Below are 18,818 nucleotides of genomic sequence, written 5' to 3'. Positions count from 1 at the left end.
GCGCCCCTGTTAGCGTCCGGCAGTGCGCTCCCGACGAATTCCACTGCTGGGGCTCCTGCTGATCGTCGCGGTGCTGCTGGCCGCGTGCGGGTCGAAGACCGGCAATACCGACGAACCGCTGAGTTCGGCCGGTGTGCTGCGGGTCGGCACCGAAGGTGTGTACTCCCCTTTCAGCTACCACGACCCCGCCACGGGCCAACTCGTCGGCTACGACGTCGACATCGCCCGCGCGGTCGGCGACAAACTCGGCGTCCGAGTCGAATTCGTCGAAACACCGTGGGATTCGATCTTCGCCGCACTCGAGGCCAACCAGTTCGACGTGGTGGCCAACGAGGTCACGATCACGCCCGAACGGCAAGCCAAATACGATCTCTCCCAGCCTTACTCGGTCGGCGAGGGGGTGATCGTCACCCGCGCTGGCGACACGTCCATCACGACACTCGCGGATCTGAAGGGCAAGGTCGCCGCCGAGAACGCCACCAGCAACTGGTCGGAGATCGCGCGGGCGGCTGGCGCCCGTGTCGAAGCGGTCGAGGGGTTCACCCAGGCGATCAAGCTCCTCAACCAGGGGCGGGTCGACGTCGTGGTCAACGACAGCATCGCCGTCTACGCCTATCTGGCCGAGACCGACGACACGTCGGTGAAGATCGCTGGCACGGTGGGCGAGAAGAGCGAACAGGGCTTCGCCGCGCGCAAGGACAGCGGCCTGCTGCCCGAACTGAACACCGCACTCGACGAGTTGCGGGCCGACGGCACACTGGCCGCCATCTCACAGAAATACCTCAAGACCAACGCGTCCGGGGCTCCCGCCGACCGTGCGGCCACCGCACGATCTACCTGGCAACTCATCGCCGACAACCTGTGGCCGTTGGCCAAAGCCGCACTGACCATGACCATTCCGCTGACGATCATCAGCTTCGCCATCGGGCTCGTGATCGCGCTGGGCGTAGCGCTGGCCAGGCTTTCGCCGAATGTGGTGCTGAGCAACATCGCCCGGTTCTACATCTCGGTCATCCGCGGTACACCGCTGCTGGTGCAGTTGTTCATCGTATTCTTCGCGCTGCCCGAGTTCGGGGTGAAGATCGACCCCTTCCCGGCCGCGGTGATCGCATTCAGCCTCAACGTCGGCGGTTATGCGGCCGAGATCATCCGTTCGGCGATCCAGAGCATCCCGAAGGGGCAGTGGGAGGCCGCCGAGACGATCGGACTGAATTACGCCGGCACGCTGCGGCGCATCATCCTGCCGCAGGCCGCCCGGGTCGCGGTGCCGCCGCTGTCGAACACCTTGATCTCACTGGTCAAAGACACGTCACTGGCCTCGACGATCCTGGTGACCGAACTGCTGCGACAGGCCCAGATCATCGCGGCGCCGACGTTCGAGTTCTTCGCTCTCTACGGCACCGCCGCGATCTACTACTGGGTGATCTGCCTGGTCCTGTCGTTCGGCCAGAGTCGCCTGGAACGCCGACTGGAAAGGCATGTCGCGCGATGACCACAGAACGCGAAGACCGGATCGTCGCCACCGATGTGCACAAGGCCTTCGGCGACTTCGAGGTACTCAAGGGTGTCTCGTTCACCGTTGCGCAGGGCACCGCGACAACCGTCATCGGCCCGTCGGGATCCGGGAAGACCACCCTGCTGCGCACGCTGAACGCCCTCGATGTCGCCGACGCGGGGGTGATCCGGGTCGGCGACACCCAACTGGATTTCTCCAAGCCCGCACCCAAGGACCAGCTGCGCCGCTACCGCGCGCAGAGTGGCTTTGTGTTCCAGTCCCACAACCTGTTTCCACACAAGACCGTGTTGCAGAACGTCACCGAGGGCCCGCTGGTGGTACAGAAGCGACCCCGTGACGAGGTGCTGGCCGAGGCTTCCGAGCTTCTGGGTCAGGTCGGGCTGGCCGACCAACAGGCCAAGTATCCGTACCAGCTCTCCGGTGGCCAGCAGCAGCGGGTCGGGATCGCACGAGCGCTCGCGTTGAAACCGAAAGTGGTGCTGTTCGACGAGCCGACCTCGGCACTCGATCCGGAACTGGTCGGCGAGGTGCTCGCGGTGATCCGGGACCTGGCTGTCGAAGGCTGGACCCTGGTGATCGTCACGCACGAAATCCAGTTCGCCAAACAGGTTTCCGATCAGGTGCTGTTCACCGACCGCGGGGTGATCCTGGAACAGGGGCCGCCCGCCGCGGTGATCGGCGACCCGAAAGAAGAGCGCACCCGTCAGTTCCTGCAGCGGATCCTCAACCCGCTCTAAGCGACCGGCGAGCGCCCCTGCGCCGCACGCTGTGCCGCCGCCAGCAGCTCGTCGCGGAACTGCGGATGCGCGATCGCGGCCAGTGCCTCGCCGCGCTCACGGACCGTCCGCCCCTCCAATTCGGCTGCGCCGTACTCGGTGACGATCACATCGACCTGGTGCCGTGGCGTCGTGATCACCGCGCCGGGACCGAACCACGGCACGATCCGCGACTGAACCACGCCGTCCTTCTCGAACGTCGAGGGCAGGCAGATCAACGAGCGGTCCGACAGCTCCAGCCCGACGCCGGCGACGAAGTCCTCGGCCCCGCCGATCCCGCTGAACTGGTCGCCGGCGATCGTGTCGGCGACGACCTGGCCGTGGACGTCGACCCCGAGCGCGCCGTTGATCGTCACCATGTCGTTGTTGGCGCCGATCACCTCCGGAGCGTTGACGATCTCGACCGGCAGGAACGCGACGTCGGCGTTGCCGTCCAGCCACGCATAGAGCTCGGCCGAGCCGAACGCGAAGGTCGTCACGCTCACCCCGTCGTACAGACCTTTCCCGACGTTGGTGACCTTGCCTGCACGGTGCAGCTGCATACACCCATCGGTGAACATCTCGCTGTGCAGCCCGTAATCGCCCCCGTCACTCTCGGCGAGCAGGGTGGCGATCTGGCTGGGAATCGAGCCGATGCCCGTCTGCAGTGTCGCGCCGGACGGGATGAACCCGACGGCGTGCTTCGCGATCGCCCGGTCGACGTCGGTGGGCGACGCTGACGGCAGCGCGAGCGGCGCGTCGGTCGAATGCACGAGGACGTCGATCTCGTCGACGTGCAGAGCATGCCGATACCCGTCGAGCCCGAACGTACGCGGATACGCATCGGATACCTCGACGACAAGCAACCGCTGCTGATCGGCGCCGGCGCGGCGCAATTCGCCCGCCGTGGCACCGGCATGCAAGGACAGGGAGCACCAACCGTCGGCGTCCGGCGGCGCCGCAACGGTCGTCATCACGCGCGGTGCCTGACGTTCGAGCAGCGGCGCGAACCGACGGAAATCCGCGGGCGCGAATTCCACGTCGGCGCCCATCTCCCGCAACATCCGCTCGAAGGGCCCGAAGAAACCGGACAGGTAACGAACCCCGGGCCGGGTGAACAGTTCGGTCCCCACCCCGAGCAATGCGCCGTAGACGCGCAGGTCCGTCCAGTCCGTGCGCTCCCCGAGCGCACGGAGAAACGCCGGCGGCTGGCCTGGCCCCAGCGGTATCCCGAGCGTGTCAGCGGTCGCCAGGCGCGCAGCGGCCTGTTCAGCGGTGAGCTCTTCGGGCATGGCGTCACTCTTCCACACCGCACGGTCCGATTTCCGCCAGCACCTCGGCGCGGGCACTCATAACGTCTCCGGCATGACACCGCAGCCAGAAATAGACCGAATCACCGTGTGGTTCATTGCGATTGCCGCAGCGCTTGGCACGGCAGCGATCTATCCACTCCAACCGGCGATATCCGATGTCGCTGACAGTCTTGACATCTCGGTTGCCCACGTCGGAATCGCGCTGGCGTCCGGTCCGGTCGGCTACCTGTTGGGGCTCGCGATACTGGTACCGCTCGTCGACCGATTTCCGCCAAGTCATGTCCTCGCAACGCAGTTCGGCGCGTTGGCCGTGGTCCTGGCGGCCAATGCCGCCGCCGGCTCCCTGTGGGTCCTGGGGCTCACCGTCGGAGTGATCGGCGCCTGTTCCACCGTCGGCGCGCAGTTGAGTTCGATCATCGCGCGCTTCGTCCCGGAGGGCCACCGGGCAACCGCGCTGGGAATTGTGACAGCGGGCATTTCGGCCGGGATCATCGGCGGCCGGATCGCCGGTGGCTGGCTGACGGACGTGGCGGGATGGCGGGGCGGCCTGCTCGCCTTCGCCCTCGCGTGCGTCATCGCCGCACTCGTCTCGCGGCGGACCCTGCCCGCCACGGCCGGTTCCGCCACGGGCAGCTATCTGGCGACCCTTCGCGGTCTGCCCGGCCTGTACCTGCGATTCCCGACGTTACGCATCGCCGCGGTCCGCGGCGCGCTCTGGTTCTTCGCGTTCTGCGCGGTATGGGCCGGCCTCGCCGTCGCCCTGGCGCAGCCTCCGTACTCCTATTCAGCCGAACGGATCGGTCTGTACGCCCTCGCCGGGCTACTGGGCATCGTCGCCACCCGCATCGCAGGGGTGTGGACCGACCGCGTGGGCGCACGACGAGTCATCATGATCGGCCTGGTCGTCGCGGCCTTCGGCGCGGTCACCCTCGGCGGGAGTCTGTCGAATCCCGCGGCCACCCTCGTCTTCCTGGCCGTGTTCGACGCCGGACTGTTCGCCGCCCAAGTGGCCAACCAGAGCACAATTCTGGCCATCGAACCGGCCGCGCCGGCACGGTTCAACAGCGCCTACATGGTCGTGTACTTCGTGGGCGGCAGCCTGGGCACCGCATTCGGCGCGGCCGCCGTCGGGTGGCTGGGCTGGCCGGCGACCGCGGGTGTCACCGCCGCGGCGATCGCTCTCGCGATACTCCTCACCGCCACCGACCGTCACGCTAGCGCAGCTGCCGTCGCCGAGTGCCACGCCAGCGTGACGAAGTGAGGCACGAGCGCCGCTCAGCGCACGGAGGCACCGTAATACCGTCCCAACACATGCGACCGGAGCTCATCGAACTCACCGGCGAGGATCGATGCCCTGATCTGGTCGACGAGCCGGATCACGAACCGCTCGTTGTGGATCGTGCACAGCGTCGCCGACAGCATCTCCTTGGCCTTGAACAGGTGCCGGATATAGGCGCGCGAATAGTTGGCGCAGGTGTAGCAATCACATTCGGCGTCGATCGGGGTGAAGTCCCGCTTGTACCGGGCCCCGGTGATGTTGAACCGCCCGGTTGCCGAGTACACCGCCGCATTGCGGGCCACCCGCGACGGGGACACACAGTCGAAGGTGTCTGCCCCGGCGGCCACCGCGTCGAACAGGTCGTCGGGCTCGCTGATCCCCAGCAGGTGCCGGGGTTTGTCCGCGGGCAGTTCACTGCTGACCCAGCCGACGATGGTGGCCAGGTTCTGTTTCTCCAACGCGCCACCGATGCCGTAGCCGTCGAAGCTCAGCCCCTCGGCGGCGCCGTCTTCCTGCCCGATCGAGGCCAGCCCACGCGCGGCCTGCCGACGCAGATCCTCGTACTGAGCACCCTGCACCACCCCGAACAGCGCCTGCCGCGGCCGCTCCGGCGCCAGGGCCTGCAACCGGTGATGCTCGGCCAGGCATCGCACCGCCCACGCATGGGTGCGCTGCACCGAGCTTTCCTGGTAGGCGCGGGTGTTGACGAGCGTGGTGAGCTCGTCGAACGCGAAGATGATGTCGGCGCCGAGCTGGTTCTGGATGCCGATCGAGACCTCCGGGGTCAACCGGTGTTTCGAGCCGTCCAGATGCGAGCGGAACGTGACACCGTCGTCGTCGACGTGCGCCAACCGTTCCTTGCCCTTGGCGATGATGTCGTCGGCCTGCAGCCGCTCGGTGTCCATCGCCAGAACCTTCTTGAACCCGACACCCAGCGACATCACCTGGAAGCCGCCGCTGTCGGTGAACGTCGGGCCGGGCCAGTTCATGAACGCCCCGAGCCCGCCGGCCTCGGCCACGACATCCGGGCCCGGTTGCAGGTAGAGGTGGTAGGCATTGGCCAGGATCGCTTGGGCACCAAGCTGTTTCATGGTCTCGGGGAGCACCGATTTGACGGTGGCCGCAGTCCCTACCGCGATGAACGCCGGAGTGCGGATATCGCCGTGCGGAGTGTGAATGGTCCCGACCCGGCCGAGTCGGCCGGGCAACTCGGCCTCCACGGTGAAATACGGCTGGTCCACACCTGGTATTCAACCGGATGCGCGTCCGATTTCCGTCATGGGGGCGGACGCGGCCATACTGCGGGCGTGAACTTGGTCAAGAACCGCGGAATCGTCGTCGCCACCGGATGTGCTGTGTTTCTGGCCGCAGTCGCCGGATGCTCCTCTCAGGACTCGCAGTCTTCGGGGAATACCGGCCAGGGCCGGGTCACCTTTGGCCCCAACGACGCCGGTCCCGTCACCAGCGTCGATTGTGAGAGCCAGAACGGGTTGACCACGATCGGCATCAAGGGCAAGATGCCGGCCTCCGTGGTGCTGACCGACGGCGAGGCCCCGGTGGTCCAATCGGTCAACATCGGCGACGTGAACGGCGAGGGAGCATCGCTGACCTACCTGTCCGGCCTGTCCGGTGCTCCGGTGGTTGCCGCACGCGACGGTAAGGGCTACACGATCACCGGTACCGGCATGGGCATCGATCCCAACCAGCCGGGCTCACCGGTGGACATGCCGTTCGACATTGCCGTCACCTGTCCCTGAGGAAAGTTCACGATCGCCGCGTCCTCGATGCGGGATCATCCACCGATGGTGAAACCACCAAGATGGTTCCCCATGCAACAACATGATCGGATCGGCGTCTGGCGGACCGGCCTGCACCCAGCCACCCGCAAGCGGCCACCGTCTCGTCATCGATCTCGGAATACTCTGGCGGGTAAGGAAATTCGGGCAGCTCACCGAAGCAGGCATCGGGAGTGCGCAATATCCGCACGGCGCTGAACTTACGGCCGCCCGCGGCCACTATGAACAATTCGTCCAAATCCACGCCCACGACCTGCACAAACCCGAATACTTCTGCCTGACAGTCCGCCACTGGAGACGGGCTGCACAACCGTGAGGAGAGCAGTTGTGAAGCGTGAGTTCCTGGTAGCCGTCGGTGGCGCTGCGATCGTTGTCGCAGGCTTGTCCGGCTGTTCTTCGGGCGACAAGAAAGACAGCGCCGAAACGACGTCCCCCGCAACGGCGTCGACGACAGCCTCGGTCGAGGCCGGCGACGCCACTGCGACAACCGGCACGGGCACGGCCCGGGTCACCATCGACGGCAAGGAGCACCAGCTCGAGGGCACAGTCGTATGCGCCACGGTCGCAGGCAACGTGAGCCTCACTGTCGGGCAGGGCACATCCGGAGTCAGCGCCACACTCAGTGAGGGCGACCAGCCGTCAGTGACCGCTCTGGCGCTGGGCAACATCGACGGCGTCAGCCTCGGATACACGCCCGGTGTGCCCGGCGGAAGCGCCGCAGCCACCAAGGACGGCAACAAGTACATGATCAAGGGCGACGCGACCGGTGTGGACGGAATGAACCCGGTGACCAAGCCTTTCGAGCTCGAAGTGGCCTGCCCGTAACCGAAATCTCATATCTAGCAAATATCTGACATAGGGTGGGCCCGGACTGATCCCGGGCCCACGCTCTGTTCTCAGCCGTCTTGCCCATTCGATCCGAGGAGCACCGTGGCCGATCACCGGACCCGCCGGCCTTCATCCGCTGTCGCGCTGGCCGGTGCCACCGCGGGCATGACCGCGGTGCTCGCCTTCGGCCACGTCGCCGACGCGTTCGCGGCCACTCTGCCCGGCAACGCTGCCGTGGTCGGTGTGGGCGGGAAGGACAATCCGACCAGCGACCGGGTCCAGAAGAAGTTCGACGGTCAGTACGTCCCGTACAACGGCGGGTACGCCGGACCGGCCGACGATCGCTTCTATGGCGTCAACTATCCGGCCACGTTGCCGATCGATGAGAGTGTGGCCGAGGGACGCCAGCCGTTGATCGACACAGTCGCCGAAGCCCGGACGGCGGTCGGCGCCGACGGCACGATCTACATCGTCAGTTACTCCGAGGGAACCATCGTCGCCGAGAAGTACAAACGCGAACTCAATGCAGACCCCGTCGACCCCGGCGGAAACATCGAATTCGTGTTCATCGCGTCGCCCACGGTTCCCAACGGCGGCATCTATGCCCGCTTCCCGAACCTGGGTCCGCTCAGCCTCCTCGGATTCACCAGCACCGGAGCGTCCGCGCCGACGTCGTACGACCAGACCTTCCTCACCATCGAGTACGACCCCGTCGGTGACTTCCCGGCCTACGCCAACCCGCTCTCGCTGGCCAACGCCGCGGCCGGGTTCTTGTATCTGCACGGTGACCCGACCCCCGATGCCGCCGACCTCAACGATCCGGACGCGGTCATCGTGAAGCCCGTCACGAAGCCCGGGGGCGGCACCGACACCTACGTCCTGGTCAAGACCGAACATCTGCCGCTGCTGCAGCCGATCCGCGACGTGTCGACCACCCTCAACGCCACGGCCTTCACCGAACCGGTACTCGGCGCGATCGAGCCGACGCTCAAGCTGGGCGTCGACATGGGCTACACCGACCGGGACTACTCCGATCCCGCGACACCGACCCGCTTCTCGTTGATCACCCCGCCGAAACGCATCGTCGACACCGTGACCGCCCTCCCGGGTGCCATCCAGGAAGGTGCCGACAACTTCAAGGGCGGATTGTCTTCCACCACATCGCCTTCGGTGACCCCGCCGTCGGTGACTTCGGCAACCACCGACCGCATCGCGGCCAAGAACGAAGCCCCGAAAAAGCCCGTCAAGCGCACCCCCACCCAACGGCGCGACGATGTGCGCAACGCCATGTCGGACGTCGCGAAGAACGTCAGGGACGCCGTCAAACCGAAGCCCAAGTCCGAACCGAAGCACCTGGCCAAGCTGCAACGGGCGTCAGACACCGACAAGGCTGCCTAGGTCAACCTTCAGGCGCCCGACGCGACCTCCAGTGCCTTGAGCGAGTCCTCCAGATGGCTGAGCATCCGCTGCAGATGAGGCACACTGCGCCGGCAACCGACCAGACCGAAATCCAGGTTGTCGGCATTGTTGGCCAGGGTGATGTTCATCGCCTGCCCGTCCAGTGCGATCGACAGCGGATAGTTGCCGTCCAGCTGAGCACCCTTCCAGTACAACGGATTTCGCGGCCCGGGCACGTTGGAGATCACCAGGTTGAACGGCGGCGCCGTGGCCCTGACGAAACCGGGAACCGCGGCCAGGCCGAGCGGGGCGATCATCATCGCCGACAGCGCCAGGGCCTGAACCCGCGGTAACTCGGAGAACACCTTCTTGTTGCCCCGCATCGACTCACCGATCACACCGAGCCGGTCCACCGGGTCTTCCAGATCCGTGGCCAAATTGCACAGCACCGTGCCGACCAGATTGCCCCCGGCGTCGGCCTCGTGTTCGTCGCGCAGACTCACGGGAACCATCGCGATCAACGGGCGGTCGGGCAGTGCATTCCGCTCTACCAGGTAGGCGCGCAATGCTCCGGCGCAGACCGCGAGCACCACGTCGTTGACGGTGAACCCGGCCGCCCGCGAGATCCGCTGGAACCGCTCCAACGGCCATGACTGTGCCGCGACCCGACGAGCACCACCGATCTTCACGTTGAACATCGTCTTGGGTGCCGCGAACGGAAGGGTGAGCTGCTGTTCGAGCAGCGCCGAACGGGCCAGCTTGACCGTCGACGGCCCCAGCCCGGCAACCGAGCCGACGGTGTCGGTGACTGTCCGCCTCATCGACGCGCTCTGGTGCGGCCGCTTACGGCGCGGCAGCGACCACGGCACCCGCACCTCGGTGTCGTCGGGATCCTCCGACAGCGTGCGCATCAACAGCTTGATCGCCGAAACCCCGTCGATCAGCGAATGGTGCATCTTCGTGTACACCGCGAACCGCCCGTCGGCCAGCCCCTCGATCAGCTGGGCCTCCCACAGCGGACGGTGCCGGTCGAGCAGGGTGCCGTGCAGGCGCGAGGTCAGCTCCAGCAGATCACGCACCCGACCCGGGGCCGGCAGACCCGAGCGGCGGAGGTGGTAGTCCAGGTCGACGTCGTCGTCATAGCTCCAGGCGACATTCGCGATGCCGCCCAGAATCGTCGCCGGGTGCTTACGGAACAGCGGTTCAAACACTGTGTGGGCGACCATCTCGTCGTACAACTCGCGCACGAATTCGGGGCCCGCACCCGCCGGTGGCCGGTAGAGCGCGAGGCCGCCGACGTGGAACGGGTGCTCCCGCGTCTCGGCGATCAGAAACATCGAATCGGTCGGCGACATCAGCTCCATGAACCCATTCAACGCGGAGAAGGCAGGCCCCGGCGAAAGTCGGCAAAACAAGTAGCCGACTACTCATGCACCGGTCCCCGCGAACATCCAGGATCGAGACATGCCGAAGCGAACGCGCAGACGAACACGCGCTCGATCTGGTCGCCACCGTCATCCTGCGGTCCCGGGAACGAAGGGTCCGCGCTACAACGACTTGCTGCGTCACCATCCCGCGTTCGCCCCGTGGACGCGGATCTGAAAGGCCACACCATGTCCGCCACGCTCAACGGCATCCCCCGAGTCGATCTGGAAGCTCGCCCATTGTGGAAGCGCGAGCTGGCCTGGTTGGCCGGGGGCAAGCTGTTCACCACCGAGCGCGCCGCGGCGTTCTGGCGCCGGTTCGTCGTACCGCGCGAAGCCCCGGTGATGCGCGCAACCCACGGGCGGATCCGGTTGAGTCAGGGCATCCCGGTGCTCGTCCTGACCTCGACCGGCGCGCGCAGCGGCAAGCAGTACGAGAGCCCGCTGGCCTACTTCACCGACGGTGACGACGTGGTGTTGATCGCCTCCAACTACGGGCTCGAACGTCACCCCGGCTGGTACCACAACCTGCTCGCGCATCCCGAATGCGAGCTGCACATCGGACCGCGCGGTGGACGGTTCGTGGCCCGTCAGGCCACCGGGGCAGATCGCGACCGGCTCTACGCCCTGGCCGCCGAGCGGCTCAACAAGGGCTGGCACACCTATGAGCAGCGCACCGACGGGGTCAGGACCATCCCGGTGCTGCGGTTGTCAGCCGATGGGCGGGCATAAAAAAACTCCCCACCTGGACAACCGGATGGGGAGATTTTGTGGCGGTGGCGGAGGGATTTGAACCCTCGGACGGGGGTTACCCGTCACACGCTTTCGAGGCGTGCTCCTTAGGCCGCTCGGACACGCCACCGTGTGGCAGCTTACCGGGCGAGCGCCGCAGGCCCTAATCGTGCCGGTCTCACCGTTGGGCCGCGAAGAACTCCTCGAGCAGACCCGCGCACTCGTCGGCCAGAACCCCGCCGAGGACCTCGGGCCGGTGATTGAGCCGGCGATCGCGCACCACGTCCCACAGCGAGCCGACCGCCCCGGTCTTGGGTTCCCACGCCCCGAACACCACCCGGGCCACCCGGGCCAGCACCAGCGCACCCGCGCACATCGTGCACGGCTCGACGGTCACGGCCAGCGTCGCACCTTCCAGTCGCCACCCGTCGCCGAGCACCCGGGCCGCCTCGCGCATCGCGACGATCTCGGCATGCCCGGCCGGGTCCCCGGTGGCCTCGCGGACGTTGGCAGCACGGGCCAACTCGGTGCCGTCCGCGGCAAACACCACCGCGCCGATCGGCACGTCGCGCGGACCGGCCGTCCGGGCAGCATCGAGCGCAGCGCGGATCAGCTGTTCGTCGGAAGAACTCACCGTCCGAGCCGGTCGAGCACCGCCGACAACTCATCGGCGAAGCCCATCTCGCGGGCGATCCGCCCGATCTGCTCGTCGGCGTACAGATCGGTTTCGGACAGGATCACGCCGAGCACGTCCTCGTGCAGACCGATATCGGACAACACCGACAGGTCACCCTCCTCGAACGGGTCCGTGTCCTCAAGGTCCTCGGCTTCGAGGTCAGCGTCCAGAGTCTCCAGCGCCTCGGCAGCGATGTCGTAGTCCAGGGCCGCGGTCGCGTCCGACAGCAGCAACCGGGTACCCGCGGGGGCGGGCCGCACGATCACGAAAAACTCGTCGTCCACATCGAGCAGCCCGAAGACCGCCCCGGCGCTGCGCAACTCACGAAGCTCGGTCTCGGCCGCGGTCAGACTCTTCAACGATGAGGAGCGCATGGGCGCACATCGCCACTTGCCGTCCTCCCGGACAACGGCCACCCCGAAGCCATCGGGCTGGTCTGCCGGCGCACGCTGTGCTCCCATGCCCGCCTACGGTAGTCGCCGACCAGCAATTTTGACAGGGATCGCCCTCGGCCCCGGCCGGGTCGGTATGCCAACCTTGATGCGTGACGAACACACCCGTCTGCGTGGTGGGCCTCGGCCTGATCGGTGGCTCGCTGATGCGCGCCGCCGCGGGGGCCGGCCGTGAGGTCTTCGGCTACAACCGGTCGATGGAGGCCGTCGCGGCCGCCAAGGTCGACGGGTTCGACGCCACCGAGAACCTTGACGAGGCCCTGCGCCGGGCCGCGGACCGCGACGCGCTGATCGTGCTCGCGGTGCCGATGCCGGCCCTGCCGCAGATGCTCGACCATATCCGCAACTCCGCACCCCGGTGCCCGCTGACCGACGTCACCAGCGTCAAGGGCGCGGTGCTCGCCGAGGTGCAGCGGGCCGGCCTCGTGCAGAACTTCGTGGGCGGGCATCCGATGGCCGGTACGGCGCATTCCGGCTGGTCTGCGGGGGACGCCGCCCTGTTCACCGGGGCTGCGTGGGTGGTCAGTGTGGACGACCACGTCGACCCGCAGATCTGGTCCCAGGTGGCCCAACTGGCCCTGGACTGCCGCGCCGTCGTGGTGCCGGCCCGCTCCGATGAGCACGACGCCGCCGCGGCCACGATCTCGCACCTACCGCACCTGTTCGCCGAAACCCTGGCAGTGATCGCCGGTGAGGTTCCGCTGGCCTTCGCCCTGGCCGCCGGATCGTTCCGCGACGGCACCCGGGTGGCGGCCACGGCACCGGACCTGGTGCGGGCCATGTGCGAGGCCAACGCCGAACAACTGCTGCCCGCGCTCGAGCACGGCATCGAACTGCTGAGCCGTGCCAAGGAAACCCTGGCGGCCACGGGATCAGCGGCAGAACTGGTCGAGACGGGCCACGCCGCGCGGATGCGCTACGACAGCTTCGCCCGCCCGGAGATCATCACCACGGTGGTGGGCACGGGCAACTGGCGGGCCGAGCTCGCCGCGGCCGGACGTGCCGGCGGGGTGATCAGATCCGCTCTGCCAGTCCTGGGTAGTCAAGGATGAAGCCCTCGGAATCCACCGTGATGGTGGTGTCGGCGACCGGTGAGCGCAGCTTCACCGGGGACCCGGGGCCGGAACTGGTGTAGCTGATGTTGGCGGTCTCCACCGAGAAGTCCGGCAACCGTACGTAGACCACCGGCAAGGTCACCGCCTCGGCCCGCTGATGCAGGCCGGTCCGCCGGATCGGCAGAGCATTGAAGAACGGGCTGAACACCACGTCGACATCGAGCGCGCCGCCGAAGTCCGAGCGCTTGGTCTGTGTGTGGTCCTGCACCAACCACATGTTCTCTTCGTCGCGGGCGATGGAGAGCTGGCGTTCCCGCTCGGCGAGGGTGACCGTGAGAGACAACCGCTTGGTGGCGCCGGTCTCGTCGGTGACCAGGTCATAAGAGGCCGAGAACGCCGGGTGAGACTCGGTGCTGGCGGCCACGATCCGGCCGTAGGCCTTGATCCGGTTGCCCGACACTTGAACCCGAGCCGACTCCATCCGGGGTTCGTCGTGCGCCCGCCACGTCAACACTGCTGGCCAGGCACCGTCCTTCTGGTCACTCACCCGTCTACCGTATGCGACGACGCTCGGCCTTCGTAGCCGAGTCCGGAACTGGCCGCCGAGCGTGACTCGAGCGCCACCTCGTCACCGAGCAACGGCTGCGGGATCCGGCGCCGACCGCCCAACCGGCCACTACCGGGTACCGAAAGCCACACGGCGAACGCCAGCGCGGCATCGAGGATCAGCGCCAGCGCGGTGACCATCAGCGCACCCACCAATGCGATGTGGAACTGCCGCACCTTGATGCCGTCGATCAGATACCGACCCAGCCCGCCGAGGCTCGCGTACGCGGCCACCGTCGCCGTGGCCACGATCTGCAGCGTCGCGGTGCGCAGACCGCCCACGATCAACGGCAACGCGTTGGGCACCTCGACCCGCAACAGCACCCGCCGCTCGGTCATGCCCATCGACCGGGCCGCGTCCACCACGGCGGGATCGACGTTCGCGATCCCGGCATAGGTGCCCGCCAACAGCGGCGGGATCCCCAGCAGCATCAGGGCGACCGTCGGTGGCACCAACCCCAGTCCCCACAACAGCACGCCGAGTAGCAGCACGCCGAGCGTGGGCAGGGCCCGCAGCGCGTTGACCCCGGTGACGACGAGGAAGGTGCCGCGTCCGGTGTGCCCGATCAGCAGGCCGATCGGGATCGCGATCACCGCAGAGGCCACCACCGCGATGACGGTGTACTCCATGTGCTCGACGGTGCGGGCGGTCAGGCCGGCGGGCCCGGCCCAGTTGGCGGCGGTGAAAATGAAGTCCAGTGCCTGCTGCAGGAAATTCATCCGGCCGCCTTCACTCGGCGGGACGTGCGGGAGGCCCTGGTCCAGGGGGTGATGGCCTTGCCGGCCAGCAGGATCAGGGTGTCGATGACGACGGCCAGCACGAAGATCGCGATGATCCCGGCAATGATCTGGTCACTCTTGTTGGACTGATAGCCCTCGGTGAACCAGGTGCCAAGACCGCCGATGCCGATCACCGAACCCACCGACACCATCGAGATATTGGTGACCGCGACGACCCGCAGCCCCGCCACCAACACCGGGATGGCCAGCGGAAGTTCCACCTTGAGCATCCGCACCAGCGGCCGGTACCCGATCGCCGTCGCCGCGTCACGCACCTGCCCGGGCACCGCATCGAGCGCCTCAGGCACCGCCCGCACCAACAGCGCTGTGGTGTAAAGCGTCAGCGCCACAATGACATTGGCCTCATCCAGGATGCGGGTCGGGATGATCAGCGGCAGCACCACGAACAGCGCGAGCGACGGGATGGTGAAAATGATGCTCGCCGTGAGAGTCGTCAGCCGCCGCAGTGCGGTGGTGCGTTGAACCGCCGCACCCAACGGAACGGCGATCAACAACCCCAGCACGATCGGCACCAACGACAACCGCAGGTGCACGACGGTCAGCACCCACAGGTCGTCGAGATGGTTCTGCAGATAGCGCATGAGCTATCCCAGCTCCGGAACGCGACGCTGCTCCTTGAGTGCCTCGAGTACGTCGTCGGCGCGCACACCCCCGACCAGCTTCCCATCCTCGCCGACCGCCACCCCGAGCCCGCTCGGCGACGACAGCGCCGAGTCCAGCGCCTGCCGTAGGTTGCCGTCCGGCGGAAAGAACGAACCACCACCGATGGTGCTGTCATAGAGCGCTTTTCCTCTGCGATGCACCTCGACACCCTCGGCGTTGATCCACGCGAACGGCGAGCCGGATGCGATGACCAGCCGCCACTCTCCCGGCGCCAGATTCAGCGCGTCGATGTCGTCCTCGTCGACATGCTTGATCTCGTGCAGGGGCAGCCCGCTCGCATGCAGGAACTGCAGCCCGCGGTATCCCCGGTCGGCCCCGACGAACTCCGAGACGAGTCCGTCGGCCGGATTCGACAGGACAAAGGCCGGATCGGCGTATTGCAGTAGCGCCCCGCCGCGGCCGAACACCGCGACCAGGTCGGCGAGCTTGACCGCCTCGTCGATGTCGTGCGTGACGAAGACGATGGTCTTACGCAATTCGCTTTGCAAGCGCAGGATTTCGGCCTGCAGGTCCTCGCGCACTACCGGGTCGACGGCACTGAACGGCTCATCCATCAGCAGGATCGGCGGGTCGGCGGCCAACGCGCGGGCCACCCCGACCCGCTGCTGCTGCCCACCCGACAGCTGTGCCGGATAACGGTCGGCCAGTTTCGGGTCGAGCCCCACCCGTTCCATCACCCCGATCGCGGCCTTGCGGGCGCTGCGCCGGGACTCCCCGCGCAACACCGGAACGGTCGCGACGTTGTCGACGACCCGTAGATGCGGCATCAGCCCGGCACTCTGGATGACGTACCCGATACCGAGCCGCAGCTTGACCGGATCGACCTTGCTGACGTCCTCCCCGTTGACGGTGAGAGTGCCCGAGGTGGGGTCGATCATCCGGTTGATCATCCGCATCGAGGTGGTCTTGCCGCAGCCCGACGGGCCGACGAACACCGTCAGCGTGCCCTCTGGCACTTCCAGATTGAGATTGTCGACGGCGACCGTGCCGTCGGGGTACTGCTTGGTGACGTTCTCGAAGGTGATCATTTGGTCACCCGCTTGTCGAATCCGTTGTCCCTGATCCACTTTCCGGCGGCCTCGTCCGGGTCGACACCGGCATTGCCCTCTACCGCCGTGTTCAACTCGATCAGGGCCTCGGTGGTGAGCTTGGCCGACACCGCGTCGAGCACGGTCTTGAGTTCATTCGACATCTTCTGCGAAGCCACCAGCGGAACGACATTGGCGGCCAGGAAGACGTTCTCGGGATCCTCCAGCGGCACCAGGTGGTACTGCTCGATCGCCGGTGAGGTGCTGAAGATGTTCGCGGCGGTGACGGCACCGCTGTTGAGGGCCTGAACGGTGGCCGGCCCGCCACCGTCGCTGATCGCGACGAAATTGACCGGCGCAATGTCCAGCCCATAGCGGGACTTCAGACCCACCAGCCCGGTCTGCCTGGTCTGAAACTCCGACGGTCCACCGACTTTCACCTCTGCCGAATGCACGGCCAGATCCGCGATGGTCTTGAGGTTCCAACGTCGGGCGGTCTCGGCGGCGACGGCGAGGGTGTCCTTGTCCTCGGCCGGAGAGGGATACAGGATCGACAGGTCACCCGGCATGGCCTTCAGCAGCGCGATCAATACCTCATCCGGGGTGGTGGCAGTCGCCTCCGCGTCGAAATACTGCAAGAGGTTTCCGGTGTACTCGGGGATCAGATCGATCGAATGATCCTGCACCGCAGGTACATACGTTTCACGGCTACCGATACCGAACTGCCTCCTGATCTGAAAGCCATTGACCTCCAGCACCTGGGCATAGATCTCGGCGAGAATCTTGGACTCCGGGAAGTCAGCCGATCCGACGGTGATCGACTTCAGGTCGCCCGAGACCGGTCCGCCACCCAGCGGGTTGGCACTACCGCAGGCAGACAACAACAGCGCAAGCAATATGGCCAGTACGGCCGGGGTTTTGCGCTGCATCCGCACGTCCTTTCGACGCGTTCAGCCTGCCCCGACCCTAATGGCAGAGCCGACATGCCGCCGCGATTTACCCCATGGTGTTTGCTTTGACGGCTCAACGGGCAAAGATGTCAGCATGACCAGCGATCCGTCTGCATCGCCCGACGTGCCTGAGCCGACGCCGAATGTGCCGGTGCCGCCGTCGCCCGACCCAGGCAATGCCAGCGATGCCGGCAAGGCCCCTGCCAAGGCGGACAAGTCCGGCACCAAACCAGACAAGGCCACCGAGCCCAAGCTCACCCGCGCCGGGGCGCTCTGGTCAGCATTGATCCTGGGTTTTCTGGTGTTGATCGTGCTGCTGATCTTCATCGCACAGAACACCGAACCGGTACCGATGACGTTCCTGGCCTGGCACTGGTCCTTGCCGACGGGCGTGGCCATCCTGGGCGCCGCGGTGGCCGGCGGATTGCTGACCGTCGCTGCCGGATCGGCGCGGATCTTCCAGTTGCGCCGCGCGGCCAAGAAGAACTACAAGGCCGCTCAACGCGACTGACGGTCAGCTCAAGGCGCGCAGACCCGAGGCAATCGCCGGGGCCACCGCGGCGCCGACACTCGAGCCACCCGGCGACTCAGAGCCCTGGCGGGCACGGAAGTCGATACCCGCGGCGATGATCGCTGCCTTGAAGTAGGCCAGCGCCATGTAGAAGTCCCAGTGCGCCAGGTCCTGGCCGGACTGCAACGAATAGCGGTTGGCCAACTCGTCGGCCGAAGGCATCTGCGGTGAGCTCCACGCCGCTTCCATGCTCAGGATCAGGTTGAACATCGGGTCGCGGTACACACACATCAGCGCGGCATCGCTCAGCGGGTCTCCCAGCGTCGAGAGTTCCCAGTCCAGCACCGCGAGGACCTTCGTCGGATCCTGCGCGTCCAGGATCGTGTTGTCGATGCGGTAGTCACCGTGGACGATCGAGTTGCGGCTCTGGGCCGGAACCGAATCCGCGAGGGCCTGGTGCAGACGCTTGACGTCGTCGTCGCGGGGATCGTCGGGCAGGCGGACCAGGTCCCACTGCGAACCCCAGCGGCGCACCTGACGTTCCAGATAGCCCGCGGGCTTGCCGAAGTCGCCGAGTCCGACCGCCTCGTAATCGACCGCGTGCAGGTCGGCCAGCACCCGGATCAGCGCGTCGACGCTGTCGCTGATCACCTGCTCGTCGCCGATCGCAGCCAACTCGTCAGCGCTGCGCACCACCTGGCCCGTGACGTTCTCGACCATCTGGAACGGCGCGCCCAGCACGGAGTCGTCGTTGCTCATCGTGACCGCCCGGGCGACGGGCACCGCGGTGCCGGCCAGCGCGGCCACCACCTTGTACTCGCGGGCCATGTCGTGCGCGGACGGGGTCAGACCGTGCAGCGGCGGGCGGCGCAGTACCCATGCCGAAGCGTCGTCGCAGACCCGGAAAGTCAGGTTGGAGCGGCCACCGGCGATCAGCTCGGCGCGGAGCTCACCGCTGCGGGCGATGCCCTCCGAACGCAGATGCCGGTCCAGGGCGGTCAGATCGAGACCCTCCAGATTTGTCACCGTCACTGT

20 protein-coding genes, 1 tRNA gene and 1 pseudogene are annotated in these 18,818 nt (G+C 66.8%); 9 read left to right on the top strand and 13 right to left on the bottom strand.

Annotation, left to right across the window (positions count from 1 at the left end; all coding sequences use genetic code 11):
* Positions 1 to 22: 22 nt before the first annotated feature.
* Positions 23 to 1,492, top strand: a complete 1,470-nt coding sequence (locus G6N44_RS19500; protein ID WP_163666710.1) for an ABC transporter permease subunit — start codon at positions 23 to 25, stop codon at positions 1,490 to 1,492.
* Complete coding sequence (locus G6N44_RS19495) at positions 1,489 to 2,253, top strand: amino acid ABC transporter ATP-binding protein (protein ID WP_163666708.1); 765 nt, start codon at positions 1,489 to 1,491, stop codon at positions 2,251 to 2,253. Before G6N44_RS19500 ends, G6N44_RS19495 begins: the two co-directional genes overlap by 4 nt.
* Here the strand turns inward: G6N44_RS19495 and G6N44_RS19490 are convergent.
* Positions 2,250 to 3,563 carry an acetyl-CoA hydrolase/transferase family protein gene (locus G6N44_RS19490; RefSeq protein WP_163666706.1) on the bottom strand — a complete coding sequence of 438 codons (1,314 nt, stop codon included), beginning with the start codon at positions 3,561 to 3,563 and terminating at the stop codon, positions 2,250 to 2,252. The two genes, G6N44_RS19495 and G6N44_RS19490, sit on opposite strands and share 4 nt — an antisense overlap.
* Positions 3,564 to 3,636: 73 nt before the next feature.
* Here G6N44_RS19490 and G6N44_RS19485 point away from each other — a divergent pair, with 73 nt between their 5' ends.
* A complete protein-coding gene (locus G6N44_RS19485; RefSeq protein WP_163666704.1) occupies positions 3,637 to 4,845 on the top strand; it encodes an MFS transporter in 1,209 nt (402 codons plus the stop codon).
* A 14-nt stretch (positions 4,846 to 4,859) separates the two neighbouring features.
* Here G6N44_RS19485 and tgt read toward each other — a convergent pair whose 3' ends face one another.
* Positions 4,860 to 6,104, bottom strand: a complete 1,245-nt coding sequence (gene tgt / locus G6N44_RS19480; RefSeq protein WP_163666702.1) for a tRNA guanosine(34) transglycosylase Tgt — start codon at positions 6,102 to 6,104, stop codon at positions 4,860 to 4,862.
* A 66-nt stretch (positions 6,105 to 6,170) separates the two neighbouring features.
* Here tgt and G6N44_RS19475 point away from each other — a divergent pair, with 66 nt between their 5' ends.
* Positions 6,171 to 6,620, top strand: coding sequence for a lipoprotein LpqH (locus G6N44_RS19475; protein ID WP_163666701.1), 450 nt, complete (start codon positions 6,171 to 6,173; stop codon positions 6,618 to 6,620).
* Positions 6,621 to 6,650: 30 nt separating this feature from the next.
* On the opposite strand, the pseudogene G6N44_RS29915 reads toward G6N44_RS19475, so the two are convergent.
* Positions 6,651 to 6,849 (bottom strand): annotated as a pseudogene (locus G6N44_RS29915) (haloalkane dehalogenase); the annotation flags it as partial.
* Between the two features lie 137 nt (positions 6,850 to 6,986).
* Here G6N44_RS29915 and G6N44_RS19470 point away from each other — a divergent pair.
* On the top strand, positions 6,987 to 7,484 hold the full coding sequence (locus G6N44_RS19470; protein ID WP_163666699.1) for a lipoprotein LpqH: 498 nt from the start codon (positions 6,987 to 6,989) through the stop codon (positions 7,482 to 7,484).
* Positions 7,485 to 7,589: 105 nt separating this feature from the next.
* A complete protein-coding gene (locus tag G6N44_RS19465; RefSeq protein ID WP_163666697.1) occupies positions 7,590 to 8,885 on the top strand; it encodes a PE-PPE domain-containing protein in 1,296 nt (431 codons plus the stop codon).
* 8 nt (positions 8,886 to 8,893) lie between these two features.
* Here G6N44_RS19465 and G6N44_RS19460 read toward each other — a convergent pair whose 3' ends face one another.
* Positions 8,894 to 10,249 carry a WS/DGAT/MGAT family O-acyltransferase gene (locus G6N44_RS19460; RefSeq protein WP_163666694.1) on the bottom strand — a complete coding sequence of 452 codons (1,356 nt, stop codon included), beginning with the start codon at positions 10,247 to 10,249 and terminating at the stop codon, positions 8,894 to 8,896.
* A gap of 249 nt (positions 10,250 to 10,498) precedes the next feature.
* Between G6N44_RS19460 and G6N44_RS19455 the strand changes: the two genes are divergently transcribed.
* The gene (locus tag G6N44_RS19455) at positions 10,499 to 11,041 is read left to right on the top strand and encodes a nitroreductase family deazaflavin-dependent oxidoreductase (RefSeq protein WP_163666693.1); all 543 of its coding nucleotides are present in this window, start codon (positions 10,499 to 10,501) and stop codon (positions 11,039 to 11,041) included.
* A 39-nt stretch (positions 11,042 to 11,080) separates the two neighbouring features.
* Here G6N44_RS19455 and G6N44_RS19450 read toward each other — a convergent pair.
* The 3 genes from G6N44_RS19450 to G6N44_RS19440 form a co-directional block, all read right to left on the bottom strand.
* Positions 11,081 to 11,171, bottom strand: a tRNA-Ser gene (locus tag G6N44_RS19450).
* Between the two features lie 48 nt (positions 11,172 to 11,219).
* A complete protein-coding gene (locus tag G6N44_RS19445; protein WP_163666691.1) occupies positions 11,220 to 11,675 on the bottom strand; it encodes a nucleoside deaminase in 456 nt (151 codons plus the stop codon).
* Positions 11,672 to 12,178: a tRNA adenosine deaminase-associated protein gene (locus G6N44_RS19440; RefSeq protein WP_163666689.1), complete on the bottom strand. Its 507-nt coding sequence runs from the start codon at positions 12,176 to 12,178 to the stop codon at positions 11,672 to 11,674. Before G6N44_RS19440 ends, G6N44_RS19445 begins: the two co-directional genes overlap by 4 nt.
* Positions 12,179 to 12,315: 137 nt before the next feature.
* On the opposite strand from G6N44_RS19440, the gene G6N44_RS19435 reads away from it, so the two are divergent.
* Positions 12,316 to 13,221 (top strand): prephenate dehydrogenase, encoded by a 906-nt coding sequence (locus tag G6N44_RS19435; RefSeq protein ID WP_235683107.1) that lies wholly within the window; start codon positions 12,316 to 12,318, stop codon positions 13,219 to 13,221.
* On the opposite strand, the gene G6N44_RS19430 is transcribed toward G6N44_RS19435, so the two are convergent.
* From G6N44_RS19430 to G6N44_RS19410, 5 genes are read right to left on the bottom strand one after another with little or no spacing between them, the layout of a single operon-like run.
* On the bottom strand, positions 13,184 to 13,771 hold the full coding sequence (locus tag G6N44_RS19430; protein ID WP_163666685.1) for a putative glycolipid-binding domain-containing protein: 588 nt from the start codon (positions 13,769 to 13,771) through the stop codon (positions 13,184 to 13,186). The two genes, G6N44_RS19435 and G6N44_RS19430, sit on opposite strands and share 38 nt — an antisense overlap.
* On the bottom strand, positions 13,768 to 14,550 hold the full coding sequence (locus tag G6N44_RS19425; protein WP_163666683.1) for an ABC transporter permease: 783 nt from the start codon (positions 14,548 to 14,550) through the stop codon (positions 13,768 to 13,770). Before G6N44_RS19425 ends, G6N44_RS19430 begins: the two co-directional genes overlap by 4 nt.
* Complete coding sequence (locus tag G6N44_RS19420) at positions 14,547 to 15,212, bottom strand: ABC transporter permease (protein WP_163666681.1); 666 nt, start codon at positions 15,210 to 15,212, stop codon at positions 14,547 to 14,549. The genes G6N44_RS19425 and G6N44_RS19420 overlap by 4 nt, the downstream gene beginning before the upstream one ends.
* Before the next feature lie 3 nt (positions 15,213 to 15,215).
* Positions 15,216 to 16,322 (bottom strand): ABC transporter ATP-binding protein, encoded by a 1,107-nt coding sequence (locus G6N44_RS19415; protein WP_163666679.1) that lies wholly within the window; start codon positions 16,320 to 16,322, stop codon positions 15,216 to 15,218.
* Positions 16,319 to 17,251, bottom strand: coding sequence for an ABC transporter substrate-binding protein (locus G6N44_RS19410; protein WP_163666677.1), 933 nt, complete (start codon positions 17,249 to 17,251; stop codon positions 16,319 to 16,321). The genes G6N44_RS19415 and G6N44_RS19410 overlap by 4 nt, the downstream gene beginning before the upstream one ends.
* A 115-nt stretch (positions 17,252 to 17,366) precedes the next feature.
* Here G6N44_RS19410 and G6N44_RS19405 point away from each other — a divergent pair, with 115 nt between their 5' ends.
* Entirely contained in the window at positions 17,367 to 17,783 is a 417-nt protein-coding gene (locus G6N44_RS19405; RefSeq protein WP_163666675.1) for a LapA family protein, read from the top strand.
* 3 nt (positions 17,784 to 17,786) lie between these two features.
* Here the strand turns inward: G6N44_RS19405 and G6N44_RS19400 are convergent, their stop codons facing one another.
* Positions 17,787 to 18,809, bottom strand: a complete 1,023-nt coding sequence (locus G6N44_RS19400; protein WP_179964411.1) for a phosphotransferase family protein — start codon at positions 18,807 to 18,809, stop codon at positions 17,787 to 17,789.
* Positions 18,810 to 18,818 lie beyond the last annotated feature (9 nt).

The organism is Mycolicibacterium alvei (assembly GCF_010727325.1).
In the GTDB taxonomy this organism is placed as follows: Bacteria; Actinomycetota; Actinomycetes; order Mycobacteriales; family Mycobacteriaceae; genus Mycobacterium; species Mycobacterium alvei.
The sequence above is the reverse complement of the archived record's forward strand: the minus strand, read 5'-3'. Positions and strand labels throughout refer to the sequence as shown.

Bases quoted from the DNA above. Each gene is read 5' to 3' on its own strand.
- G6N44_RS19455 (WP_163666693.1), top strand. From the start codon at position 10,499: ATGTCCGCCACGCTCAACGGCATCCCCCGAGTCGATCTGGAAGCTCGC.
- G6N44_RS19405 (WP_163666675.1), top strand. From the start codon at position 17,367: ATGACCAGCGATCCGTCTGCATCGCCCGACGTGCCTGAGCCGACGCCG.
- G6N44_RS19415 (WP_163666679.1), bottom strand. From the start codon at position 16,322: ATGATCACCTTCGAGAACGTCACCAAGCAGTACCCCGACGGCACGGTC.
- G6N44_RS19485 (WP_163666704.1), top strand. From the start codon at position 3,637: ATGACACCGCAGCCAGAAATAGACCGAATCACCGTGTGGTTCATTGCG.
- G6N44_RS19420 (WP_163666681.1), bottom strand. From the start codon at position 15,212: ATGCGCTATCTGCAGAACCATCTCGACGACCTGTGGGTGCTGACCGTC.
- G6N44_RS19460 (WP_163666694.1), bottom strand. From the start codon at position 10,249: ATGGAGCTGATGTCGCCGACCGATTCGATGTTTCTGATCGCCGAGACG.
- G6N44_RS19410 (WP_163666677.1), bottom strand. From the start codon at position 17,251: ATGCAGCGCAAAACCCCGGCCGTACTGGCCATATTGCTTGCGCTGTTG.
- G6N44_RS19435 (WP_235683107.1), top strand. From the start codon at position 12,316: ATGCGCGCCGCCGCGGGGGCCGGCCGTGAGGTCTTCGGCTACAACCGG.
- G6N44_RS19425 (WP_163666683.1), bottom strand. From the start codon at position 14,550: ATGAATTTCCTGCAGCAGGCACTGGACTTCATTTTCACCGCCGCCAAC.
- G6N44_RS19440 (WP_163666689.1), bottom strand. From the start codon at position 12,178: ATGGGAGCACAGCGTGCGCCGGCAGACCAGCCCGATGGCTTCGGGGTG.
- G6N44_RS19490 (WP_163666706.1), bottom strand. From the start codon at position 3,563: ATGCCCGAAGAGCTCACCGCTGAACAGGCCGCTGCGCGCCTGGCGACC.
- G6N44_RS19495 (WP_163666708.1), top strand. From the start codon at position 1,489: ATGACCACAGAACGCGAAGACCGGATCGTCGCCACCGATGTGCACAAG.